The sequence below is a fragment of the Sulfurospirillum multivorans DSM 12446 genome (assembly GCF_000568815.1).
Classification (GTDB): Bacteria; Campylobacterota; Campylobacteria; order Campylobacterales; family Sulfurospirillaceae; genus Sulfurospirillum; species Sulfurospirillum multivorans.
In genome coordinates this window covers 2,533,686-2,551,632 of record NZ_CP007201.1, presented here as the reverse complement: position 1 = coordinate 2,551,632, position 17,947 = coordinate 2,533,686, and the positions used below count along the sequence as shown (strand labels likewise).

Here is a 17,947-nt window from a genome sequence, read left to right as displayed (position 1 = left end):
TTTTTATTTTTACGCGTTATGTAAAATCGTTTCGATGATTTCTTGGGTGTAAACCTCACTTGCGCCTTGTCTCTGCGCCGCTAAAAAGACGTTGGTGGCAATGGCTGGAATGGCATCGGCACTAATGCCTGCCTCTTTTAAACTCACGGGTGCACCAATTTTAGCAAACCAGCTTTTAAGTGCGATGATGCCTTCTTCGGCACTATTTTCCCCAAAAATCTTTTGCGCAAAACGTTTGAACTGTGCAGGATTTTGCGTGTGAAACCATGTCATCCATGCAGGAATAACAATCGCTAAACCTGCTCCATGCGCGATGTTGAAGAGTGCTGAGAGCGAATGTTCGATCATATGGTTTGGAAAGAGCGTTGGGTTGGTGCCCGCTGTCGTCACACCATTGAGTGCTTGGGTTGCCGCCCAGGTAAACTCAGCTCTTGCGTTGTAATCGTCAGGATTTTGAAGCAAAATCTCCGTCGTCTCCATCACCGTTTGAATGATCCCCTCAACCATGCGCGATTGAAAATGGGGTTGAACGCTCGCCGTTAAATAGCCCTCAATCACATGCGCGATGATGTCAACCGCCGAATACGCGAGGTAATTTTTAGGCACACTTTTGGTCAGTTTGGGGTTGAGAATGGAGAGTCTTGGGTAGACGTGAATGGAGGCGATGTTGTACTTTTGTTGTATCGTATCGTTTGTGACGACAGCAAAGCCGTTCATCTCACTTCCCGTTGCGGCAAGGGTCATGATGGCATACACGGGGAGCGCTTTTTCAATGACAGATTTGCCGATGAAAAAGTCCCAAACGTCGCTATGGTATAACGCACCCGCCGCGATACTTTTGGCACTGTCTAAAACAGAGCCGCCACCGATGGAAAGTACGGCTTGTACCTTTTCTTCTTTGGCGATGGCGATGCCTTCATGCACTTTTGAAAGCACAGGATTGCTCACGATGCCTGAGAGTTCGACCCATTCAATGCCTTTTTCGCTGAAACTGTCGGTCACTTTCTTATAAAGTCCATCGCTTTTGATGCGCTCACTGCCGTAGCAGAGCAACACTTTGGTAATGCCATCGTTGGCAATAGCTGTGCCGATGAGGTTCTCTTTGTCTTTTCCAAATTCGATTTTTGTCGGGTTGTGATAGGTAAAATCAACCATAAGTTCTCCTTGTTTTGTATTAGGTTTAGTGTAGAGTCAAAATGCGCAAAATCTTTACATGTAAGCGGCTATGAACTGTAAATCTGGTTTTGGGCTTTTTTAGAGAGCGAGCCAAACACAAGGTCGTAGGAGTCATCGATCCACTCAAAGATCGATGCATCGTCCACTTCACCTTCGCAGATGATCGTATTCCAATGTTTTTTGTTCATGTGATAGCCTGCGATGACACTGGTGTACATTTCGCGCAATTCTCGAGCATAAAAGGGATCGCATTTGACATTGATGCGAGGAGGACGGCTTGCTTCATCGATGAGGGCGAAGATTTTATTGCCGACTTTATACACGGCGGTCGTTTCATCAAACGGGTACTCTTTAATCGAACCCATGTGGCTAAGGCAGTAGTTGCTGAGGATTTCAAAGGTCATTTCATTTGCATCCACAGCTATTTTCGTGGTCATTGACCATGCCACACGCTTGCATAAAGGCGTAAATCGTGGTTGAGCCTACAAACTTGAAACCTCGTTTTTTCAGATCTTTGGTCAGGGCGTCGGAGATGGGTGAGGTACACGCCGCCGTTTTGTAATCAGGCACATCGTTGACAATCGTTTTGCCATCCACGTAATTCCACAAATAGGTGTTAATCGAGCCAAATTCTTGAATGATGGCTTGAAACAGTTTGGCATTGGTGATGATCGCTTCGATCTTTGGGCGACTTTTGATCACTTCACCTTCATTTAAAATGCGTTCTATATCCATTTCACCAAAATGCGCCACTTTTTCAAGGACAAAACTGGCAAAGGCATTGCGGTAGCCGTCACGTTTTTTAAGAACGGTGAGCCAACTAAGCCCAGCAGATTGGGTCTCTAAACAAAAAAGTTCAAAAAGGGCGCGCTCATCATGCAGCGGTTTTCCCCACTCTTCATCGTGGTACGCCACGTACGTTGGATCGCTCAGTTTGACCCAGCCACAGCGTGAAAGATTTGGAGCCATTTGGATTCCTCAAGCAGAAATATCGTTACAAGATTTTAGCGCAAGAGAGTTAACGAACAGAAACGAAGCGTAAAATCTTTACATGTAAAGCGGTAAACCACTCACCGTAATGTTTTGGAAGTATCGTAGACCAATTCGTAGTAGTGATTGTTATTGAACGAAAACTCTGCGATAACTTCAAGTCCGAGCCTTGAATGTGCTTTAAACGAGCGTTGGTTAACTTTGTTGATGAAGGTCACCAAAATAGGGTAGCGTTTGCTCATCTCTTCTCGTGCAAAATCAAAAATCGTTTCAAGCGCACCACTGCCACGCACACTTTTATCGATGCAAACAGGACCGTATTGGTACGAGTTTTCGGTCGTGATCGTTTGTCCAAGATAGCTGAGATTGGGAAGGTCGTGAATCATCTGGGTGAAAATAGGCCAAATAGAGCAAAATTTCCACGAACCGCACATAACATATGCAACGACCGTGCCATTTTTACGCGCGATAAATAAGGCGTGCTCTTCGTTGATAAGTTGGGTGAGTTGCTCTTTGGTAAATGACGTGGTCACAAAGCCATCTTTTTTATCTTCAGGGCTGATCGTGTCTATTTGGTAATTGCTATGAAGTTCTAACACGTCATCGATGTCATTTTGTGTTGCAATGCTTAGCTGCATACGCTTCCTTTTTTAGGCAAATTGTACTGCATCTGACACTAAAATAGGATAAAAGAGAGAAAAAAACTCCTATTAACTTTTTGTTTATGAAAGATTAATAGAGCGTTTAAACAACTCCCCTATACTTTCATTACCAAGACAATTACCTCCTTTTTGTGTATCACTTAACCATTTTCACGACAGCTTCCAGATTGCCCGGTCTGGAAGCTTTTTTTATTTTTGACACGTCTTCAAAGCAAAGCTTTTCAATGATGTTGGCAGAATGATTCTGTGTGGTATAATTTCCCCATGAAAACACTTTTAATCCTCCTTTTTTTCTTTACATGTAATGCTCTAGCCAGCACGCTGCATCTGTCTATCTCCGCCAATCCAAGCAGGCTCAATCCTATTCTTTCAACCGATTCGTCTAGCTCAACGGTCGCAAAATGGATTTTTAACGCCTTAGTAACGTATGACAAAGATGCGAATATTGTGCCTGAACTGGCGCAGAGTTACACATTTGTGGATGATACGACACTGATTTTTAAGCTGAGAGAAGACGTGAAATGGAGCGATGGTGCACCTTTTAGTGCGAAAGATGTGCTCTTTACCTACGAGACGATCACCTCTCCTAAGATCTTTACGCCGTACGCTTCAAGCTTCATGCACATTTTACATGTAAAGATGCTGGATGAATTTACCGTAGAAGTGAAGTACAAATACCCGTACTTTAAAGCGCTCGATGTGTGGATGATGGAGATATTGCCAGAGCATCTGCTTAAAAATGAAGCCGATTTGATGACAAGCAAATTCAACCAAAATCCAAGGGGCACGGGACCTTATACGCTGAGCCAATTTAACATCTCCAAAGACATCGTTTTAGCGGCAAATCCAAGCTATTTTATTCATAAGCCAAATATCGATACGATGATTTTTCACTACCTTCCTGATCCATCTTCAGAGTTTTTGATGCTCAAATCGCATCAGCTTGATGTGGGAACACTGAGTCCTTTGCAGTTAGAGCGCCAAATTGATGAGAATTTTCGCAAACATTACACTCTGTATGAAGAGATTTCGCACACTTTTTCGTATATGGGTTTTAACCTTAAATCTGAAAAATTTAAAGACCCGAGGGTTCGAGAAGCGCTCTCGTTAGCCATTGATCGCCAAGAGTTGGTTGATATTTTGTATTTTGGTCATGGCAAAGTTTGCACGGGTCCTTTTTTGCCGGGAACGGGTGCCTTTAACGCGGATGTTAAAGCGCCAAAACCGGATCTTTCAAAAGCCAAAGCGCTTTTGAAAGAGGCAGGCTATGATGAAAACAATCCCTTTGAGTTTGAACTCACCACCAGTGCGAACCGCACGACTGCGGCACAAGTGTTGCAGTACCAGTTGCAAAAAGCGGGCATCGTGATGAAACTTCGCGCCGTAGAGTGGCAAGCTTTTTTAAATACCGTTATTTTCCCCCGCAAATTTGACGCCGTTTTGATCGCATGGAATTTAGCCATTAAACCCGATGCGTATACGATTTGGCACAGTGAATCCATACGCAAAGGTGGGTTTAATTTTATTGGGTATGAAAATGCTGAGGTAGATCGGTTGATCAAAGAGGCGGAGAAAATTGTGGATCAAGAAAAATTTGATGCACTCTATCAAGAAATTTTTGCAAAAATTGTTGCGGATAATCCTTACCTTTTTTTAGTAATCCCCAATGAAATTACAGCCGTCAATAAAGAGATAACTCCTGTCACAACCTCTATAATTGGGGTCTCACACAACCTTATTGATTGGATTAAACCGTAACCTTAATTTTTCTTTGCCTAAATTTGTGCTATACTTTGTCCCTTCACACACAGAATGTTAAAAATATTAGTTTAAAGGATATGAAATGAAAAAAACATTGTTTTCATTGGCGGCATTAGCATCTTTGGCATTTGCAGCACCAACTGCATACAATTACGAGGTAACACCAACCATCGGTGGTGTTTATCCAGAAGGTAATCTTGATCTTAAAGAACAATTAACCTATGGTTTGAGATTTGGTATCAATCTTGATAACACTATCTTTGATCAATTCGAGCTTGGTTATGACAGATCTGACAATATTGATTATAAAGCGGGCAGAAATGACAGTACCGACTTTAACCGTTACTATGGTAACTTAGTTAAAGAGTACAAAATGACTCCAGATACTGCATTGTATGCATTAGTAGGTATTGGTTACGAAGATCTCAGCAATGAGCAACTTCAAAACAGAGACAGTATGTTTGCACAATACGGCGGTGGTGTAAAATATTGGCTAACAGATAGTTTTGCTCTTAAAGCAGAAGTTCGTCATGCGATTAAATTCCACGGTGGGGACAATAACTTGTTCTACAGCCTTGGCTTTACCATTCCTTTCGATGCAAAATCAGCGCCTGTTGCAGCAGCGGCAAAACCTGAGCCAAAACCAGCTCCGGTTGTAGCAGCACCTAAAGACAGCGATAACGATGGTGTCTATGATGATAAAGACAAATGTTCTAATACTCCAAAAGGTACCGTTGTTGATGCCGATGGTTGTACTAAAATCATTCGTTTACATGTAACATTTGATTTTGATAAATCAACTGTAAAACAAGAGTTTATGCCTGAGATTCAAAAAGTAGCAGACTTTATGAAAGTAAACCCAGGTTACAGTGTTGTTCTTGAGGGTCATACTGACTCTAAAGGTAGCGACGCTTACAACCAAAAACTTTCTGATCAACGTGCAAAAGCAGTTGCAAAAGCCCTTGGAAACCTTGGCGTTGCAGCAGCTAAAGTAACTACAGAAGCGTATGGTGAGAGCAAACCAGTTGCAACCAATGACACTGAAGCAGGTCGTTCTGAAAACAGAAGAGTTGACGCAATTTTCAAAAAATAGTTTTAGAAAATCCTAAGCGTGCTTATGGATTTTAGCGGGATCGTGGTCGCTTACATCGAATATTGATGAGACCGCAATCCCGCTTTTTTCGTTAAAAAATCTCTACTCTAACTTATTTTCCAAAGACTTGCTGAATGATAGCGTTTCCACTAGAGAGTGGATTGCTACGAAGTGCTTTTTCTTTCTCTGCAATCATATAAAAAAGACCATCGAGCGTTTTTCGACCAATATAATCTTCAATACTCTCATCACCACTTGGAACAGCATCGCCCAGCCCAAACCCTTTTGCAATCGATGAGGCTTGTCCAACTAGCGCATTGTTTGAAACGCCTGATATCACACTACTTTCCCCTGCAAACCCTTTAAGGCTTTGGTAGGAGCTCATGACTTGGTTTTCACTGATGCTCTCTTTGATGATCGGCATAATGGCACTGAGCAGTTTAGTACCCGATTTTGTTTTAAAATAATCCGTTGCTGCGGTGTTGCTTCCTTTGACAATGGCATTCGCATCTTCAACACTCATGCTTGAAATCGTATCGCTGAGGATCGAAGCTGTTTTGGGAATGGCTTTGGTTGCCGCTGTGTTCATTGACTTACTAAAATCATCCACATAGCGTTTACCGCCTAATTTTTCAGCCGCCGTTGCGACAGGTTTTAACGATGCGGGCAGTGGGATCTTCACCGCGCTGTTGTTTAAAAATCCACCCTCTTTTCCCAAGAGGGAAATGGCTTGCTGTGCGCCAAGGCTGAGTGCCTCTTTGACTCCTGATGTGGCACTGCTTTGAGAGGTTAAGCTATTGGTTGGTGTACTCTTTTGAGTGGAGGATGTGGTGTTGATGGCAGAATTAAGCGCATCTTGAAAGGTGGCTGCGCACAGCATAAGGGGCGCTATAAGTATAAGGCTTTTGGGTAACATGTAGCTCCTTTTTAATGGTCTTGAAGTTATAATAGTACTTTACATGTAAAAGAAGTATTAAGGGTAGAGATGAAGACAATTTTATTCGATTTAGACGGTACATTGATCGATTCAACCGATGCAATATTGGAAAGTTTTAGTGTTGCGTATGAGACCTTTGGACGCTTAGTTCCTGAGGACGACATGATCAAAAAACTCATTGGACATCCTCTTGATTTGATGTTTACCATGCTGGGAATTGATGCGTTAGAAGCCGATGAGTATGTTCATGCGTATAAAGAGCACTACAGACTGATTTCACGCAAAAAAACGACACTGTTGCCTCTGGCACACGAAGCCATCACGCGAGCTTCAAAAATGGCCATTTTGGGTATTGTGACGACAAAGACGGCACAGTATTCCGAAGAGCTTTTAGAGCATTTAGGCGTGATGCACCACTTTAAAGTGTTGATTGGAAGAGAGTCAGTGACGCATCCCAAACCTCACCCTGAACCCATTCAAAAAGCATTGGTAGCGCTGAATGCTGATCCTGAACAGACATGGATGATCGGCGATACGCCTATGGATATTATCTGCGCAAATGAAGCGGGAGTAAAGAGTATAGGCGTGCTCTGCGGGTACAGTACGCAGTATGAGTTACAAAAATACACTTCTTTCATTGGTCGTGATGCCTTAGACGCTGTTAAAATGATTGGACAACACACTTAGTATTTTTATTATATCTTTATCATATTGTTAGACTATGATTTTGCGTAAGGCTTGGTTAAACGATTATTAAACCATAGGTGGTCACGTTTCATTTATGAGTTATTAAGAGAATGCTAAGTAGAATGGGAAAATCATCAGAAATGAATGTACGAATAACAATTATAATCTAAGGGGAACTTAATGGCAAAAGTCATGAAAACTATGGATGGTAACGAAGCTGCCGCATACGCATCTTACGCCTTTACCGAAGTCGCAGGCATTTACCCAATTACACCTTCTTCTCCAATGGCGGATTTCACCGACATTTGGGCAAGTCAAGGTAAAAAAAACTTATTTGGTATGCCTGTTAAAGTTGTTGAAATGCAAAGTGAAGGTGGCGCAGCTGGAACCGTACATGGTTCGCTTCAAGCAGGTGCCCTTACAACGACCTATACGGCTTCACAAGGTCTGTTACTTAAAATCCCAAATATGTATAAAATGGCAGGTGGATTACTTCCAAGTGTTATCCATGTTGCTGCCCGTACCCTTGCAACCCATGCACTTTCAATTTTTGGTGATCATCAAGATGTGTATGCTGCTCGCCAAACAGGCTATGCAATGCTCTCTTCTGGTTCGGTTCAAGAAGTCATGGACTTAGCAGGTGTTGCACATTTATGTGCCATTAAAGGGCGTATTCCTTTTATGCACTTTTTCGATGGTTTTAGAACATCTCACGAGATTCAAAAAATTGAAGTGATGGACTATGCCGTTTTCGATAAGCTTTTAGACAAAGAAGCTGTTCAACGTTTCCGTGATGATGCCCTTAATCCAGAGCATCCTAAAACGCGTGGTACCGCACAAAATGATGATATCTATTTCCAAGGCAGAGAAGCACAAAACAAATTTTACGATGCGTTACCTGACATTGTAGCCCATTATATGGCTGAAATCTCAAAAGTAACAGGAAGAGATTATAAACCTTTCACCTATTATGGTGCGAAAGATGCGGATCGTATCATTGTTGCTATGGGTTCTGTCACAGAGTGTTTGAAAGAGACAATTGATTATTTAATGAGCAAAGGTGAAAAAGTTGGTTTAATTACGCCGCATCTTTACCGCCCATTTAGTATCAAATATTTGATGGACGTTATGCCTGAATCCGTTAAAAAAATTGCAGTGCTTGATCGCACCAAAGAGTCAGGATCTATCGGTGAACCATTGTTCTTGGATATGCGAGCTGCATTTTATGGACATAAAAATGCGCCAGTCATCGTTGGCGGACGTTATGGACTCTCTTCAAAAGACGTTGATCCAGCACAAATGTTGGCTGTTTTTGAAAACCTCAAACTTGGTGAGCCAAAAAATGACTTTACCATTGGTATCTTTGATGATGTTACCTTTAAATCACTTGATGTTAAAGAGAAGATCAGTTTGGGTGAGCCTGAAACGAAAGAGTGTCTGTTCTACGGACTTGGAGCGGATGGTACGGTAGGTGCCAATAAAAGTTCTATTAAAATCATCGGTGATGAAACCGACATGTATGCACAAGCTTATTTTGCGTATGACTCCAAAAAATCAGGTGGTTTTACCCGTTCTCACTTACGTTTTGGAAAACACCCCATTCGTTCAACCTACCTCGTTTCTAATCCTCACTTTGTCGCCTGTTCTGTGGCTGCATACCTTGAGTTGTATGATGTCATCGATGGTATTAGAGAACATGGAACATTCCTTTTGAACTCCATTTGGGATGCCGATGAGACGATTAAGAGAATTCCAAATAAAGTTAAACGCATTTTAGCAACCAAAAACGTTAATTTTTACATTATTAATGCAACCAAACTTGCACGTGACATTGGTTTAGGTAACAGAAGTAACACCATTATGCAATCCGCTTTCTTCAAACTTGCAGAGATTATTGATTTTGAAGAAGCACAAGCTTTCATGAAAAAACAAGCCTACAAAACGTATCACAAAAAAGGTGATCAAATTGTTGAGCTTAACTACAAAGCGATTGATGTAGGGGCGAATGGTTTGATTAAAGTTGAGGTTGATCCTTCATGGGCAAGCCTTAAAGATGAAGTCAAAACACAAGATGTGGTTATGTACAAAGGTACGCCATTTGTTGAAGCAATCGCAAAACCCGTCAATGCAGCTCGAGGAGATAGCTTACCTGTTTCTGTGTTCAATGGTTACGAAGATGGTACGTTTGAGCATGGAACCACTGAGTATGAAAAACGCGGTGTTGGTGTCACGGTTCCAAAATGGATCGAAGAGAACTGTATTCAATGTAACCAGTGTGCTTTTGTCTGCCCACATGCTGTTATTCGTCCATTCCTTATCAATGATGCAGAGTTTGCACTCGCACCAGAAGGTGTTAAAACGCATGCCCTTGAAGCCAAAGGCAAAGAGCTTAAAGGTTTAAAATACAAAATCCAAGTCTCTTCCCTTGACTGTACAGGATGTGATCTGTGTGTTGAAGCATGTCCGACCAAAGAGAAGTCGCTTGTCATGGTTCCATTGGGTGAAAGTCTTGAAGCGGGTGAGCAAGAAAATGCAGATTACCTCTTCAAAAAAGTAACGTATAAAGATGATATTCTCTCTAAAAATACTGTGAAGGGTGCTCAATTTGCACAACCGCTCTTTGAGTTCCACGCGGCGTGTCCAGGTTGTGGTGAGACACCTTATATCACGCTTGCAACCAGACTTTTTGGTGATAGCATGATGATCGCTAATGCAACAGGATGTTCATCTATCTATGGTGGTTCTGCACCTTCGACACCTTACCGCAAAAATGACAAAGGTCATGGTCCTGCATGGGGTAACTCACTCTTTGAGGACAATGCTGAGTTTGGTCTTGGTATGCACGTTGCTACCGAAACAATGCGCCATAGAGTTCACTCTGTTATGGAAGCATCTGTTGAGAAAGCGCCAAATGCGATCGCAGCACTTTATAAAGACTGGATCGAATTTAGAGACGATAGAGTTAAATCTACTGAAATTCGTGATCTTTTAGTACCACTTTTACAAGCAAACCCAACAGCTGCGGGTGCAGATGTTATTTTAAGCCTCAAACAGTACATTTCTAAAAAATCACAATGGATTTTTGGTGGAGATGGTTGGGCGTATGACATCGGTTACGGCGGATTGGATCATGTTATTGCAAGTGGTGAAGATGTCAACATCTTGGTACTTGATACCGAGGTTTACTCCAATACCGGTGGTCAAAGCTCAAAATCTTCTCGTGCAGGTTCTATCGCTCAATTTACAGCGGCTGGAAAACCTAGTCAGAAAAAAGATCTTGGCTACATCGCGATGACGTATGGTAACGTTTTTGTGGCACAAATCAACTCAAACGCCTCTGCGGCTCAAACGATTAAAGCCTTTGAAGCAGCCGAAGGGTATCCTGGTGTATCACTCATTATCGCTTATTCTCCATGTATCGCACATGGTATTAAAGGTGGTCTTGGAAAATCAGGTAACCAAGGTGAACTTGCAACGAAGTGTGGTTACTGGCCGATTTATACCTACGATCCACGCCTTGAAGCAGAGGGTAAAAACCCGGTTAAAATTACAGGAAAAGAGCCTGATTGGTCATTGTATGATGATTTCTTGATGAACGAAGTCCGTTATGCGTCACTTAAAAAGTCAAATCCAGAGCATGCACAAGCACTCTTTGAACACAACAAAAAAGATGCACAACGTAGATGGAGACAGCTCAACCGTTTAGCCATTGCTGACTTCTCAAATGAGGTTGAAGAGGCGTAAAAACCTCTTCTTTGAAGAGCAAAAGTATTTACATGTAAGGTTTTCATACCTTACATGTAAACAGTTTTAGTTTTGAAGTTCAGCTTCGACTTGCGCGTTTGACTTCACAATATCACCACTTCCATGAATGATATGAGGAATACAACTCGTACAGACATGAATCTCCTCGCCATTTTTAACCGCTTGAATAAAAACCGCTCCACTACTCTCTTCACTGGTTCGTAAACAGACATTACAGACGTGCATTGCATTGATTTGCATCGAAAACTCCTTGTTAAATTTGACGTATTATAGTTAAAAAAAAGGTCGAAAAGATTGAGCGAGATCAAGCATTATAGATAGGAATAGTGACGCATAGGGAAAGCCTACAAAAAGAGCACCACGCTGATCATTGCGTCGATGCCGATGTCTACGGGTTCTTTGCCGATGAGTCTTGCGCTGTTTTTGACGTGGAAGATGACTTGGCTGAGCAGAATCTCAAAATTGAAGTTGGAAGGGTCTTGTATGCTCTCTTTGCGGCTTTTGATAGACGCGAGATTTTCAAGCATCTCCCAAGAAGGTGTTTGACCCATGAGAAGTTTGTTTTGAAACTCGACTTGCCAGTTGTTTTGCCATGTGAGAAAGAGGTAGCGACCTTTGTCGTCTTTGCCCGTTTTGATCTTCCATTTGATCACTTCAAGGTAGTAGTAGAGCTTTTTAAAACGCTCTTCATCATACGAAAGGGTTGTGATTTGGTGCCCTTCGCCGATTTTATAGCTCTCCCACAAAAGTTTATAAATGCCTAAAATGAGAAAATCGTTACGCTCGGGAATCGTACTGTTTTTATCAAAAGCGAGCCTAAGGTAGTCGTCGTACGTTTTGAGGTAAGTGCCATTGTACTGCATGCGAATCGTATTTTTCGCATTTTTCATTTCATTGAAAATGTACTTTTGGCTCTCTTTGCTAAAGCCATTGGGATTGCGAAGATCGAGCTTCTCTTTATAGAGGATGAGGTTATCAACGCTTTTTTTAAAATCATACTGCAAGGAGGTCGCTCCATGTGATTGCAGTACTTCACCGATCTTCTCTTGATTGGGTGCCGCACAACCGCATAAGAGAAACAAAGCCAAAAAGCCGTGTCTAATCATCCACGATTTCCTTTCCTTTTTTCATCTGTTTTTTGATAATTTTAATGCTATCGTGAAGGGCTTCGCGTTTGATCAAATCGGTCTCATTTTTGAGCTCTTTCTTTAAGAGAATGTGTCTGAGTTTGAGTTTTTTGACAAGCTCTTTGACCGCTTTTTTTTTCGTAGACTCGGCACTTTCTGGGCTCAGCCCAAATAATTCTTGCATCTTTTGGATAAATTTTAAGCCGCTCATGAGGTACTCCTTGGGCTTGAGGCGTGTGTTAGGTCGCTTATTTCGGCTTCATTTAAGATCAAAGCTTCACGACCTTCGGTGGATTCGGACGTGGCATGAACGAACAGCGTGTGCGCAACTTTGCTAAGCTCAGAAGCGATGGTGTAGGCATAGCTCGTGTCGTTCATGAGTGAGGTTGCCATGGTGTAGGTGATTTTATTGGTACGAATGAGATTATCAAGTGATTTATTGGCGGCGATGTCGTAATTTTGGGCATCGAGTTGGAGTTTGCTTAAGAGTAAAACGGCGACATCTTCTTCGGAAGTGTTAAAGATCATCTGCATCGTGCGCAGATGTTTGATAAGGGTTTTACGAATGTGGTTGTACTCGTTTTTGATGTATTCGTTGTCCGATTCGAGGTAGCGAAGCATGTTTTTTTGCATGTGTTTTGCCGCTTTAAACGCTTCAACAATGTCAATCGTTGCGTTTTTGATGGGGATAAATTGCTGAGTTGTGACATCCGAAAACTTCCCTTGCGCTACAATCGCAAAGGTGATGATCTTGCCGTAAATCTCTTTGATGCGCCTCTCGTAGTAGTCATCCATGTTTACATGTAAGGCTTGATCGCGCCTTTTTAAAATATCTTCGATCTCCATGCCTGAGGAGATATCCTCTTTAGTGACACTTAATCCTTGCGCGATGATGTCGTAAACATTGTTGTAAAGATGTTTTGTCTCTTTTAAAAGGGTCGCCTGAGCGGTATCTGGAAAATCAAGCGCTGCATCGTTAATGAACAAAACATCATCGATGGCGTTCTCAGCCGTGATTTTGGGTTGAAAAAAGTAATTGAGCAGTCTGACTAAATGATGCACAAGTGGAGCGAAAAGAAGCACACAAAAGAGGTTAAAATAGGTGTGATAAAGGGCAAGTTTTAACGTGTAATCTTGCTCTGCAATTCCAAAAAATGGTGCAGTATGGTCAATGAAATGGATAAATTGCGGAACAAAACCAATGAGCAACAAGCCCGTTAAGGTGTTAATCAAAAAGTGTGCTGCTGCGAGTTTTTTACCTTCCATTCCAGCGCCAAGAGCTCCTAAAACGGCGGTAATTGTTGTGCCAATGTTCGCCCCGATAGTCAGCGCAATCGCGTTTTCATAGGTGATTTGCGACGCCGAAAGGGCGGTTAAAATCAACACCAATGAGGCGTGCGAAGACTGCATGACGATGGTCATGACCGCACCTATGATTGCAAAAAGGATGATGCCCGTAAAGCCATCGGCAGAGTATTGGGTGAGATCAATGGTGGCTTTAAAGGCGTCAAAACCCTCTTTCATGTAGGCGATGCCCAAAAAGGAGAAGCCAAGTCCTGCAAGCGCGTAACCGATGCCTTTAAGACGCTTGCTCTCTTGAAAAATGAAAAGCATGCCAAAGACAAGCATCGGCAAAGCGTAGGTCGCGATGCTAATTTTCAGCCCAAGCCCTGCAATCAGCCACGCTCCCGTGGTTGTACCGATGTTTCCGCCTAAAATAATGCCTACACCTTGCGCGACGCTGATCAGTCCTGCGCTGATAAAGGAGATCGCGATGACGGCGGCTAGACCACTGGATTGCATCAGTGTGGTGATGACCGTCCCAAATAGGATGCTTTTGTAGAGATTGTCGGTGATTTTTTTGAGAAATTTATCGAGCAGTCCGCCCACGAAAAAACGAAATCCCTCTTCAAGGCTTTTCATTCCAAAGAGAAAAATGGCGACACCTGCGGCAATCGAGAGTAGATTTTGATTGTAAAAAAAAGTAAACGAAAGCGCTATGATAACGATAAAAAGAAACAGACGTTTCACAGGGTTTCCTTTACATGTAAAGTAGTTGAAGGGCAAATTATTGTACACTTTTTTTGATATAATTGCCGAAAAAAAGGACTCAAAATGCCATTATTAGATAGTTTCTGTGTAGATCACGTCAAAATGCCCGCTCCTGCGGTAAGAGTTGCTAAAACGATGAAAACACCTCACGGCGATGAGATCACCGTGTTTGATCTTCGTTTTTGTAAACCCAACGAAACGATTTTACCCGAACGTGGTATTCATACGCTAGAGCATCTCTTCGCAGGCTTTATGCGCAACCATCTCAATGGTGAGGGTGTTGAGATTATCGACATTTCGCCGATGGGCTGTCGTACCGGTTTTTACATGAGTTTGATCGGCACACCTGAGCCTAAACGCGTGGTGAGTGCGTGGAAAGCTTCGATGAATGACATCTTACATGTAAAGAGTGAAAACGATATTCCTGAGCTCAATATCTATCAGTGCGGAACCTATAAAATGCACTCGTTGGATGAAGCGCACGACATTGCTTCGACTATTTTAAGCACCGAAATTGGTGTGATGGATAACGAAGCTTTAAAACTTGATACATCAAAAATTTCATAAAGTTCTTTTCGAACTCCTAACACACTTTTAAAGCAAAGCTCTAAAAGCTACGTTAACACTAGGTTTTGCTCGGCGCAAAGCCCACGCACCTTTGGTGCTTTGACTTTTTGCAACATTCGTTTTGCAAAAAGTCTACTCATTTTAACGTCTCGATAAGAACCTTTTCTATATGATTAACTTTTTGTTTTAAACAAAAACTTAGGGTACACACAATCTTATGAGTAAGGAAGGTTTTTATGGAGCGTTTAGTCGCACGGTATAAAGAGAGCAATCTGATTGTTCTTATTCTTTTAGGTATGGTTTTGGGCGTTGTGATCGCACTCATTTCGCCAACGGCTGCCATGGCAGTTTCCATTTTAGGAAAGCTCTTTGTTGGAGCGCTTAAAGCGGTGGCTCCCATTCTTGTTTTGGTGCTTGTTTCAACGGCGATTGCGACCAAAGAGGTTGGGGCACAGACAAACATCAAGCCTATCATCACCCTCTACATTATTGGTACCTTTTTATCCGCACTCGCAGCGGTCATCGTCAGTTTTGCGTTTCCTGTGACGTTGATACTCGCTAGTGGGGCAGATGCTGGTTTAACACCTCCTCAAAGCATTATCGCTGTTGTTAAAGGCTTTTTGGTGAGCATGGTTGACAATCCTATCAATGCGCTCGCAAAAGGTAATTACATCGGTGTGCTCACATGGGCAGTCGCCATTGGTATAGCGCTTCATCATAGCAGTGCGCAGACAAAAGTGGTGATGAAAGACGCAAGTGACGCGATGACCAAAATCGTTCAAGCGGTCATTCGCTTAGCGCCCTTTGGTATTTTGGGTTTGGTCGCAGAGACCTTTGCCGAAACGGGTTTTACCGCACTGCTTGGGTATGGAAAATTGCTCATTATTTTGGTAGGAACGATGCTGTTTGCAGCCCTTGTGATCAACCCACTGATCGTCTACATTAAAACCAGACGCAATCCGTATCCCCTTGTGTTCACATGCTTAAAAGAGAGCGGTGTCACGGCGTTTTTTACCCGTAGTTCTGCGGCAAATATTCCTGTCAATATGGCGCTGTGCAAAAAACTAGGGCTTCATGAAGACACCTATTCCATCTCCATTCCTTTGGGTGCAACGGCGAATATGGCAGGTGCGGCAGTTACGATTACGGTCTTAACGCTTGCAACGGTCAATACGCTTGGCATCGCCGTGGATCTTCCTACCGCATTGCTCTTAAGTTTGGTTGCAACGGTCGCCGCTGCAGGTGTTTCAGGTGTTGCAGGAGGTTCACTTCTTTTGATTCCTCTGGCGTGCGGTCTTTTTGGTATTAGCGATGAGATTGCGATGCAAGTGGTTGCGATTGGATTTTTAATCGGCGTGGTTCAAGACTCGGCAGAGACGGCACTGAACAGCTCAACGGACGTTGTTTTTACCGCCGCATGCTCGGATGAGCCGATACGGTTATAAGCGTTACATGTAAACCAGTTTGGCAGTTAATTGGAGCGGTAAAACTCCAATTTCTTGCCAAATCCTAGGGTATTGTCCGTAAATTTAAGATACTCAATTTGGATGCTCCACAAAGAAGGATTCAGGGCTATCGCGTAAGGAAAGCGCTTCAAATAGGCTTTCTTCTCTGCTTCGTTGGCTGCTTTAAAAACGCCCGTAAATTGAACCCCTTGAATTTTCCCCACCATCTTCGTTTCTAATGCAACCACTCCTGCGACATGTTCGTTTTCAAGGGCTTCGTGTCCGTGTCTGGTCTTGGCATCGGTGGCGATGACCAATGTCGCACTCTCTTGGATAAACGCGTAAAAACACGAGGCACAGTAGGGCAGATTTGCTTTACATGTAGCGAGTGTAAGCAGGTGATGTTTCTTTAAAAATGCAGTGATAACAGGCTCTAACATGGGCATCCTTTGAAAAAAAGTATAACATATTTTCTTTCGCTCTTTTAAATTTTAAAAGGATTAAGATTGATTTACTAATCTTAAGGAGTTTTCGATGCGATTAATCCTCTGTTTTGCCCTTATGTTGGGCTCGCTTTTTGCGGCTGAAAATCCTATGAGCTTGCAATTTACAGGCGTGAAAACCACCCATGTGATGAGCGATGGAAGCCTCAAAGAGGTTTTGATTGAGCGTCACAGTGATGTTACATGTAATGTGGTGGGCATTAATCCTGAAGCGATTTTTAGCGGGGATTATGCGGGTAAAAATGTTCCTCCAGCGTGCAAAAAAAGCTTCGTCACGACCGTTGGTAAAGCGCAACCCATGAGTTTTGCGCAAGGGGTTACGACTGTCGGTGAAGTTGAAGTGCTGGATTTTATTAAAAACAAAGCCAATGTGAAGCCCTCAGAATACATCTTAATTGACGCGCGCAAAAGTGATTGGTATGAGCAACTTACCATTCCTAGCAGTGTGAACATTCCCTTTGATGAGATCGAGTTTGATGAGGCGATTCCTGAAGATTTTGAGCGAGTGCAAAAACTTTTGGGCTTTCGAACCGTCGGTCCAACGTATGATTTTAGCCATGCCAAAACGGCACTGATTTTTTGCAATGGCATCTGGTGTGTGCAGTCACGCTTAGCGATTGAAAAACTGATCAAAATGGGGTATCCCAAAGAGAAGCTCTTGTGGTACCGAGGTGGCTTGCAAGATTGGCTTTTGCTGGGCTTTAGTGCTATTTCGCCCAAGCGTTGAGGGTTTACATGTAAGCTTAAGCAAGAGGTGCGTGAAGGTCTTCATCGCTTACGGTGATGCTTTTGCGCCACTTCTCGATTTTAAGATCATTTTCTAAAATATGCTCTACCAGCCATTTTTTAGCGATCATCTTCATACTTTTTTGAAGATCTTCAATGCCCTTTTTCTCTTTGAGGATTTTGGTCATCCCCTCGATGATACTCTCGTGAAATTTCTTATGTTTTTCAAGCAGCGGGTACTCAAGGCTTTGCATATACGCCTCTTCTTCTTTAAAATGTTTTGCCATGTAGTCAAAAAACTCTTTAAACAGTTTTCCAAGCTCTGCTTTGTCCGTTTTATCAGGATCGAGCGCTTGAACCGCATTTGCCAAATCGAAAAGTTCTTGATGCTGTTTGTCTAAAAGTGCATGATGCAGGCTAAATTTTTCATTCCATTCTATAAACACTGACGTTCCT

The 17,947-nt window shown here is 42.6% G+C and carries 18 protein-coding genes; 7 read left to right on the top strand and 11 right to left on the bottom strand.

Annotated elements, in window-relative coordinates:
- Positions 1-9: 9 nt before the first annotated feature.
- The 4 genes from SMUL_RS13140 to SMUL_RS13125 form a co-directional block, all read right to left on the bottom strand.
- Positions 10-1,155, bottom strand: a complete 1,146-nt coding sequence (locus tag SMUL_RS13140) for an iron-containing alcohol dehydrogenase (RefSeq protein WP_025345721.1) — start codon at positions 1,153-1,155, stop codon at positions 10-12.
- Positions 1,156-1,223: 68 nt separating this feature from the next.
- Positions 1,224-1,613: an MmcQ/YjbR family DNA-binding protein gene (locus tag SMUL_RS13135; protein ID WP_223809709.1), complete on the bottom strand. Its 390-nt coding sequence runs from the start codon at positions 1,611-1,613 to the stop codon at positions 1,224-1,226.
- Positions 1,582-2,145, bottom strand: coding sequence for a DNA-3-methyladenine glycosylase I (locus SMUL_RS13130; protein ID WP_025345719.1), 564 nt, complete (start codon positions 2,143-2,145; stop codon positions 1,582-1,584). Before SMUL_RS13130 ends, SMUL_RS13135 begins: the two co-directional genes overlap by 32 nt.
- A gap of 101 nt (positions 2,146-2,246) precedes the next feature.
- On the bottom strand, positions 2,247-2,804 hold the full coding sequence (locus SMUL_RS13125) for a GNAT family N-acetyltransferase (RefSeq protein WP_025345718.1): 558 nt from the start codon (positions 2,802-2,804) through the stop codon (positions 2,247-2,249).
- A 288-nt stretch (positions 2,805-3,092) separates the two neighbouring features.
- Here SMUL_RS13125 and SMUL_RS13120 point away from each other — a divergent pair, with 288 nt between their 5' ends.
- Both SMUL_RS13120 and SMUL_RS13115 read left to right on the top strand, forming a co-directional pair.
- The gene (locus SMUL_RS13120) at positions 3,093-4,586 is read left to right on the top strand and encodes a peptide-binding protein (RefSeq protein WP_025345717.1); all 1,494 of its coding nucleotides are present in this window, start codon (positions 3,093-3,095) and stop codon (positions 4,584-4,586) included.
- An 85-nt stretch (positions 4,587-4,671) separates the two neighbouring features.
- Positions 4,672-5,682 carry an OmpA family protein gene (locus SMUL_RS13115; RefSeq protein WP_025345716.1) on the top strand — a complete coding sequence of 337 codons (1,011 nt, stop codon included), beginning with the start codon at positions 4,672-4,674 and terminating at the stop codon, positions 5,680-5,682.
- Positions 5,683-5,794: 112 nt separating this feature from the next.
- Here SMUL_RS13115 and SMUL_RS13110 read toward each other — a convergent pair whose 3' ends face one another.
- A complete protein-coding gene (locus tag SMUL_RS13110; protein WP_025345715.1) occupies positions 5,795-6,598 on the bottom strand; it encodes a DUF4197 domain-containing protein in 804 nt (267 codons plus the stop codon).
- Positions 6,599-6,667: 69 nt separating this feature from the next.
- On the opposite strand from SMUL_RS13110, the gene SMUL_RS13105 reads away from it, so the two are divergent.
- Both SMUL_RS13105 and nifJ read left to right on the top strand, forming a co-directional pair.
- The gene (locus SMUL_RS13105; protein WP_025345714.1) at positions 6,668-7,306 is read left to right on the top strand and encodes an HAD family hydrolase; all 639 of its coding nucleotides are present in this window, start codon (positions 6,668-6,670) and stop codon (positions 7,304-7,306) included.
- Positions 7,307-7,486: 180 nt separating this feature from the next.
- Positions 7,487-11,050 carry a pyruvate:ferredoxin (flavodoxin) oxidoreductase gene (gene nifJ / locus SMUL_RS13100; protein ID WP_025345713.1) on the top strand — a complete coding sequence of 1,188 codons (3,564 nt, stop codon included), beginning with the start codon at positions 7,487-7,489 and terminating at the stop codon, positions 11,048-11,050.
- A gap of 66 nt (positions 11,051-11,116) precedes the next feature.
- On the opposite strand, the gene SMUL_RS13095 is transcribed toward nifJ, so the two are convergent.
- From SMUL_RS13095 to SMUL_RS13080, 4 genes are all read right to left on the bottom strand, one after another.
- A complete protein-coding gene (locus SMUL_RS13095) occupies positions 11,117-11,311 on the bottom strand; it encodes a hypothetical protein (RefSeq protein WP_025345712.1) in 195 nt (64 codons plus the stop codon).
- 104 nt (positions 11,312-11,415) lie between these two features.
- Positions 11,416-12,177, bottom strand: coding sequence for a hypothetical protein (locus tag SMUL_RS13090; protein WP_025345711.1), 762 nt, complete (start codon positions 12,175-12,177; stop codon positions 11,416-11,418).
- Positions 12,170-12,409 carry a hypothetical protein gene (locus SMUL_RS13085; protein ID WP_025345710.1) on the bottom strand — a complete coding sequence of 80 codons (240 nt, stop codon included), beginning with the start codon at positions 12,407-12,409 and terminating at the stop codon, positions 12,170-12,172. Before SMUL_RS13085 ends, SMUL_RS13090 begins: the two co-directional genes overlap by 8 nt.
- Positions 12,406-14,229, bottom strand: coding sequence for a Na/Pi cotransporter family protein (locus tag SMUL_RS13080; RefSeq protein ID WP_025345709.1), 1,824 nt, complete (start codon positions 14,227-14,229; stop codon positions 12,406-12,408). The genes SMUL_RS13085 and SMUL_RS13080 overlap by 4 nt, the downstream gene beginning before the upstream one ends.
- An 84-nt stretch (positions 14,230-14,313) precedes the next feature.
- Here SMUL_RS13080 and luxS point away from each other — a divergent pair, with 84 nt between their 5' ends.
- Complete coding sequence (gene luxS, locus SMUL_RS13075; protein WP_025345708.1) at positions 14,314-14,817, top strand: S-ribosylhomocysteine lyase; 504 nt, start codon at positions 14,314-14,316, stop codon at positions 14,815-14,817.
- Between the two features lie 236 nt (positions 14,818-15,053).
- The gene (sstT, locus tag SMUL_RS13070) at positions 15,054-16,262 is read left to right on the top strand and encodes a serine/threonine transporter SstT (protein WP_025345707.1); all 1,209 of its coding nucleotides are present in this window, start codon (positions 15,054-15,056) and stop codon (positions 16,260-16,262) included.
- A gap of 26 nt (positions 16,263-16,288) precedes the next feature.
- Here sstT and SMUL_RS13065 read toward each other — a convergent pair whose 3' ends face one another.
- Complete coding sequence (locus SMUL_RS13065; protein WP_025345706.1) at positions 16,289-16,702, bottom strand: pyridoxamine 5'-phosphate oxidase family protein; 414 nt, start codon at positions 16,700-16,702, stop codon at positions 16,289-16,291.
- A 94-nt stretch (positions 16,703-16,796) separates the two neighbouring features.
- On the opposite strand from SMUL_RS13065, the gene SMUL_RS13060 reads away from it, so the two are divergent.
- Positions 16,797-17,492, top strand: coding sequence for a rhodanese-like domain-containing protein (locus tag SMUL_RS13060; RefSeq protein ID WP_025345705.1), 696 nt, complete (start codon positions 16,797-16,799; stop codon positions 17,490-17,492).
- 16 nt (positions 17,493-17,508) lie between these two features.
- Here the strand turns inward: SMUL_RS13060 and SMUL_RS13055 are convergent, their stop codons facing one another.
- A complete protein-coding gene (locus tag SMUL_RS13055; RefSeq protein ID WP_025345704.1) occupies positions 17,509-17,937 on the bottom strand; it encodes a bacteriohemerythrin in 429 nt (142 codons plus the stop codon).
- Positions 17,938-17,947 lie beyond the last annotated feature (10 nt).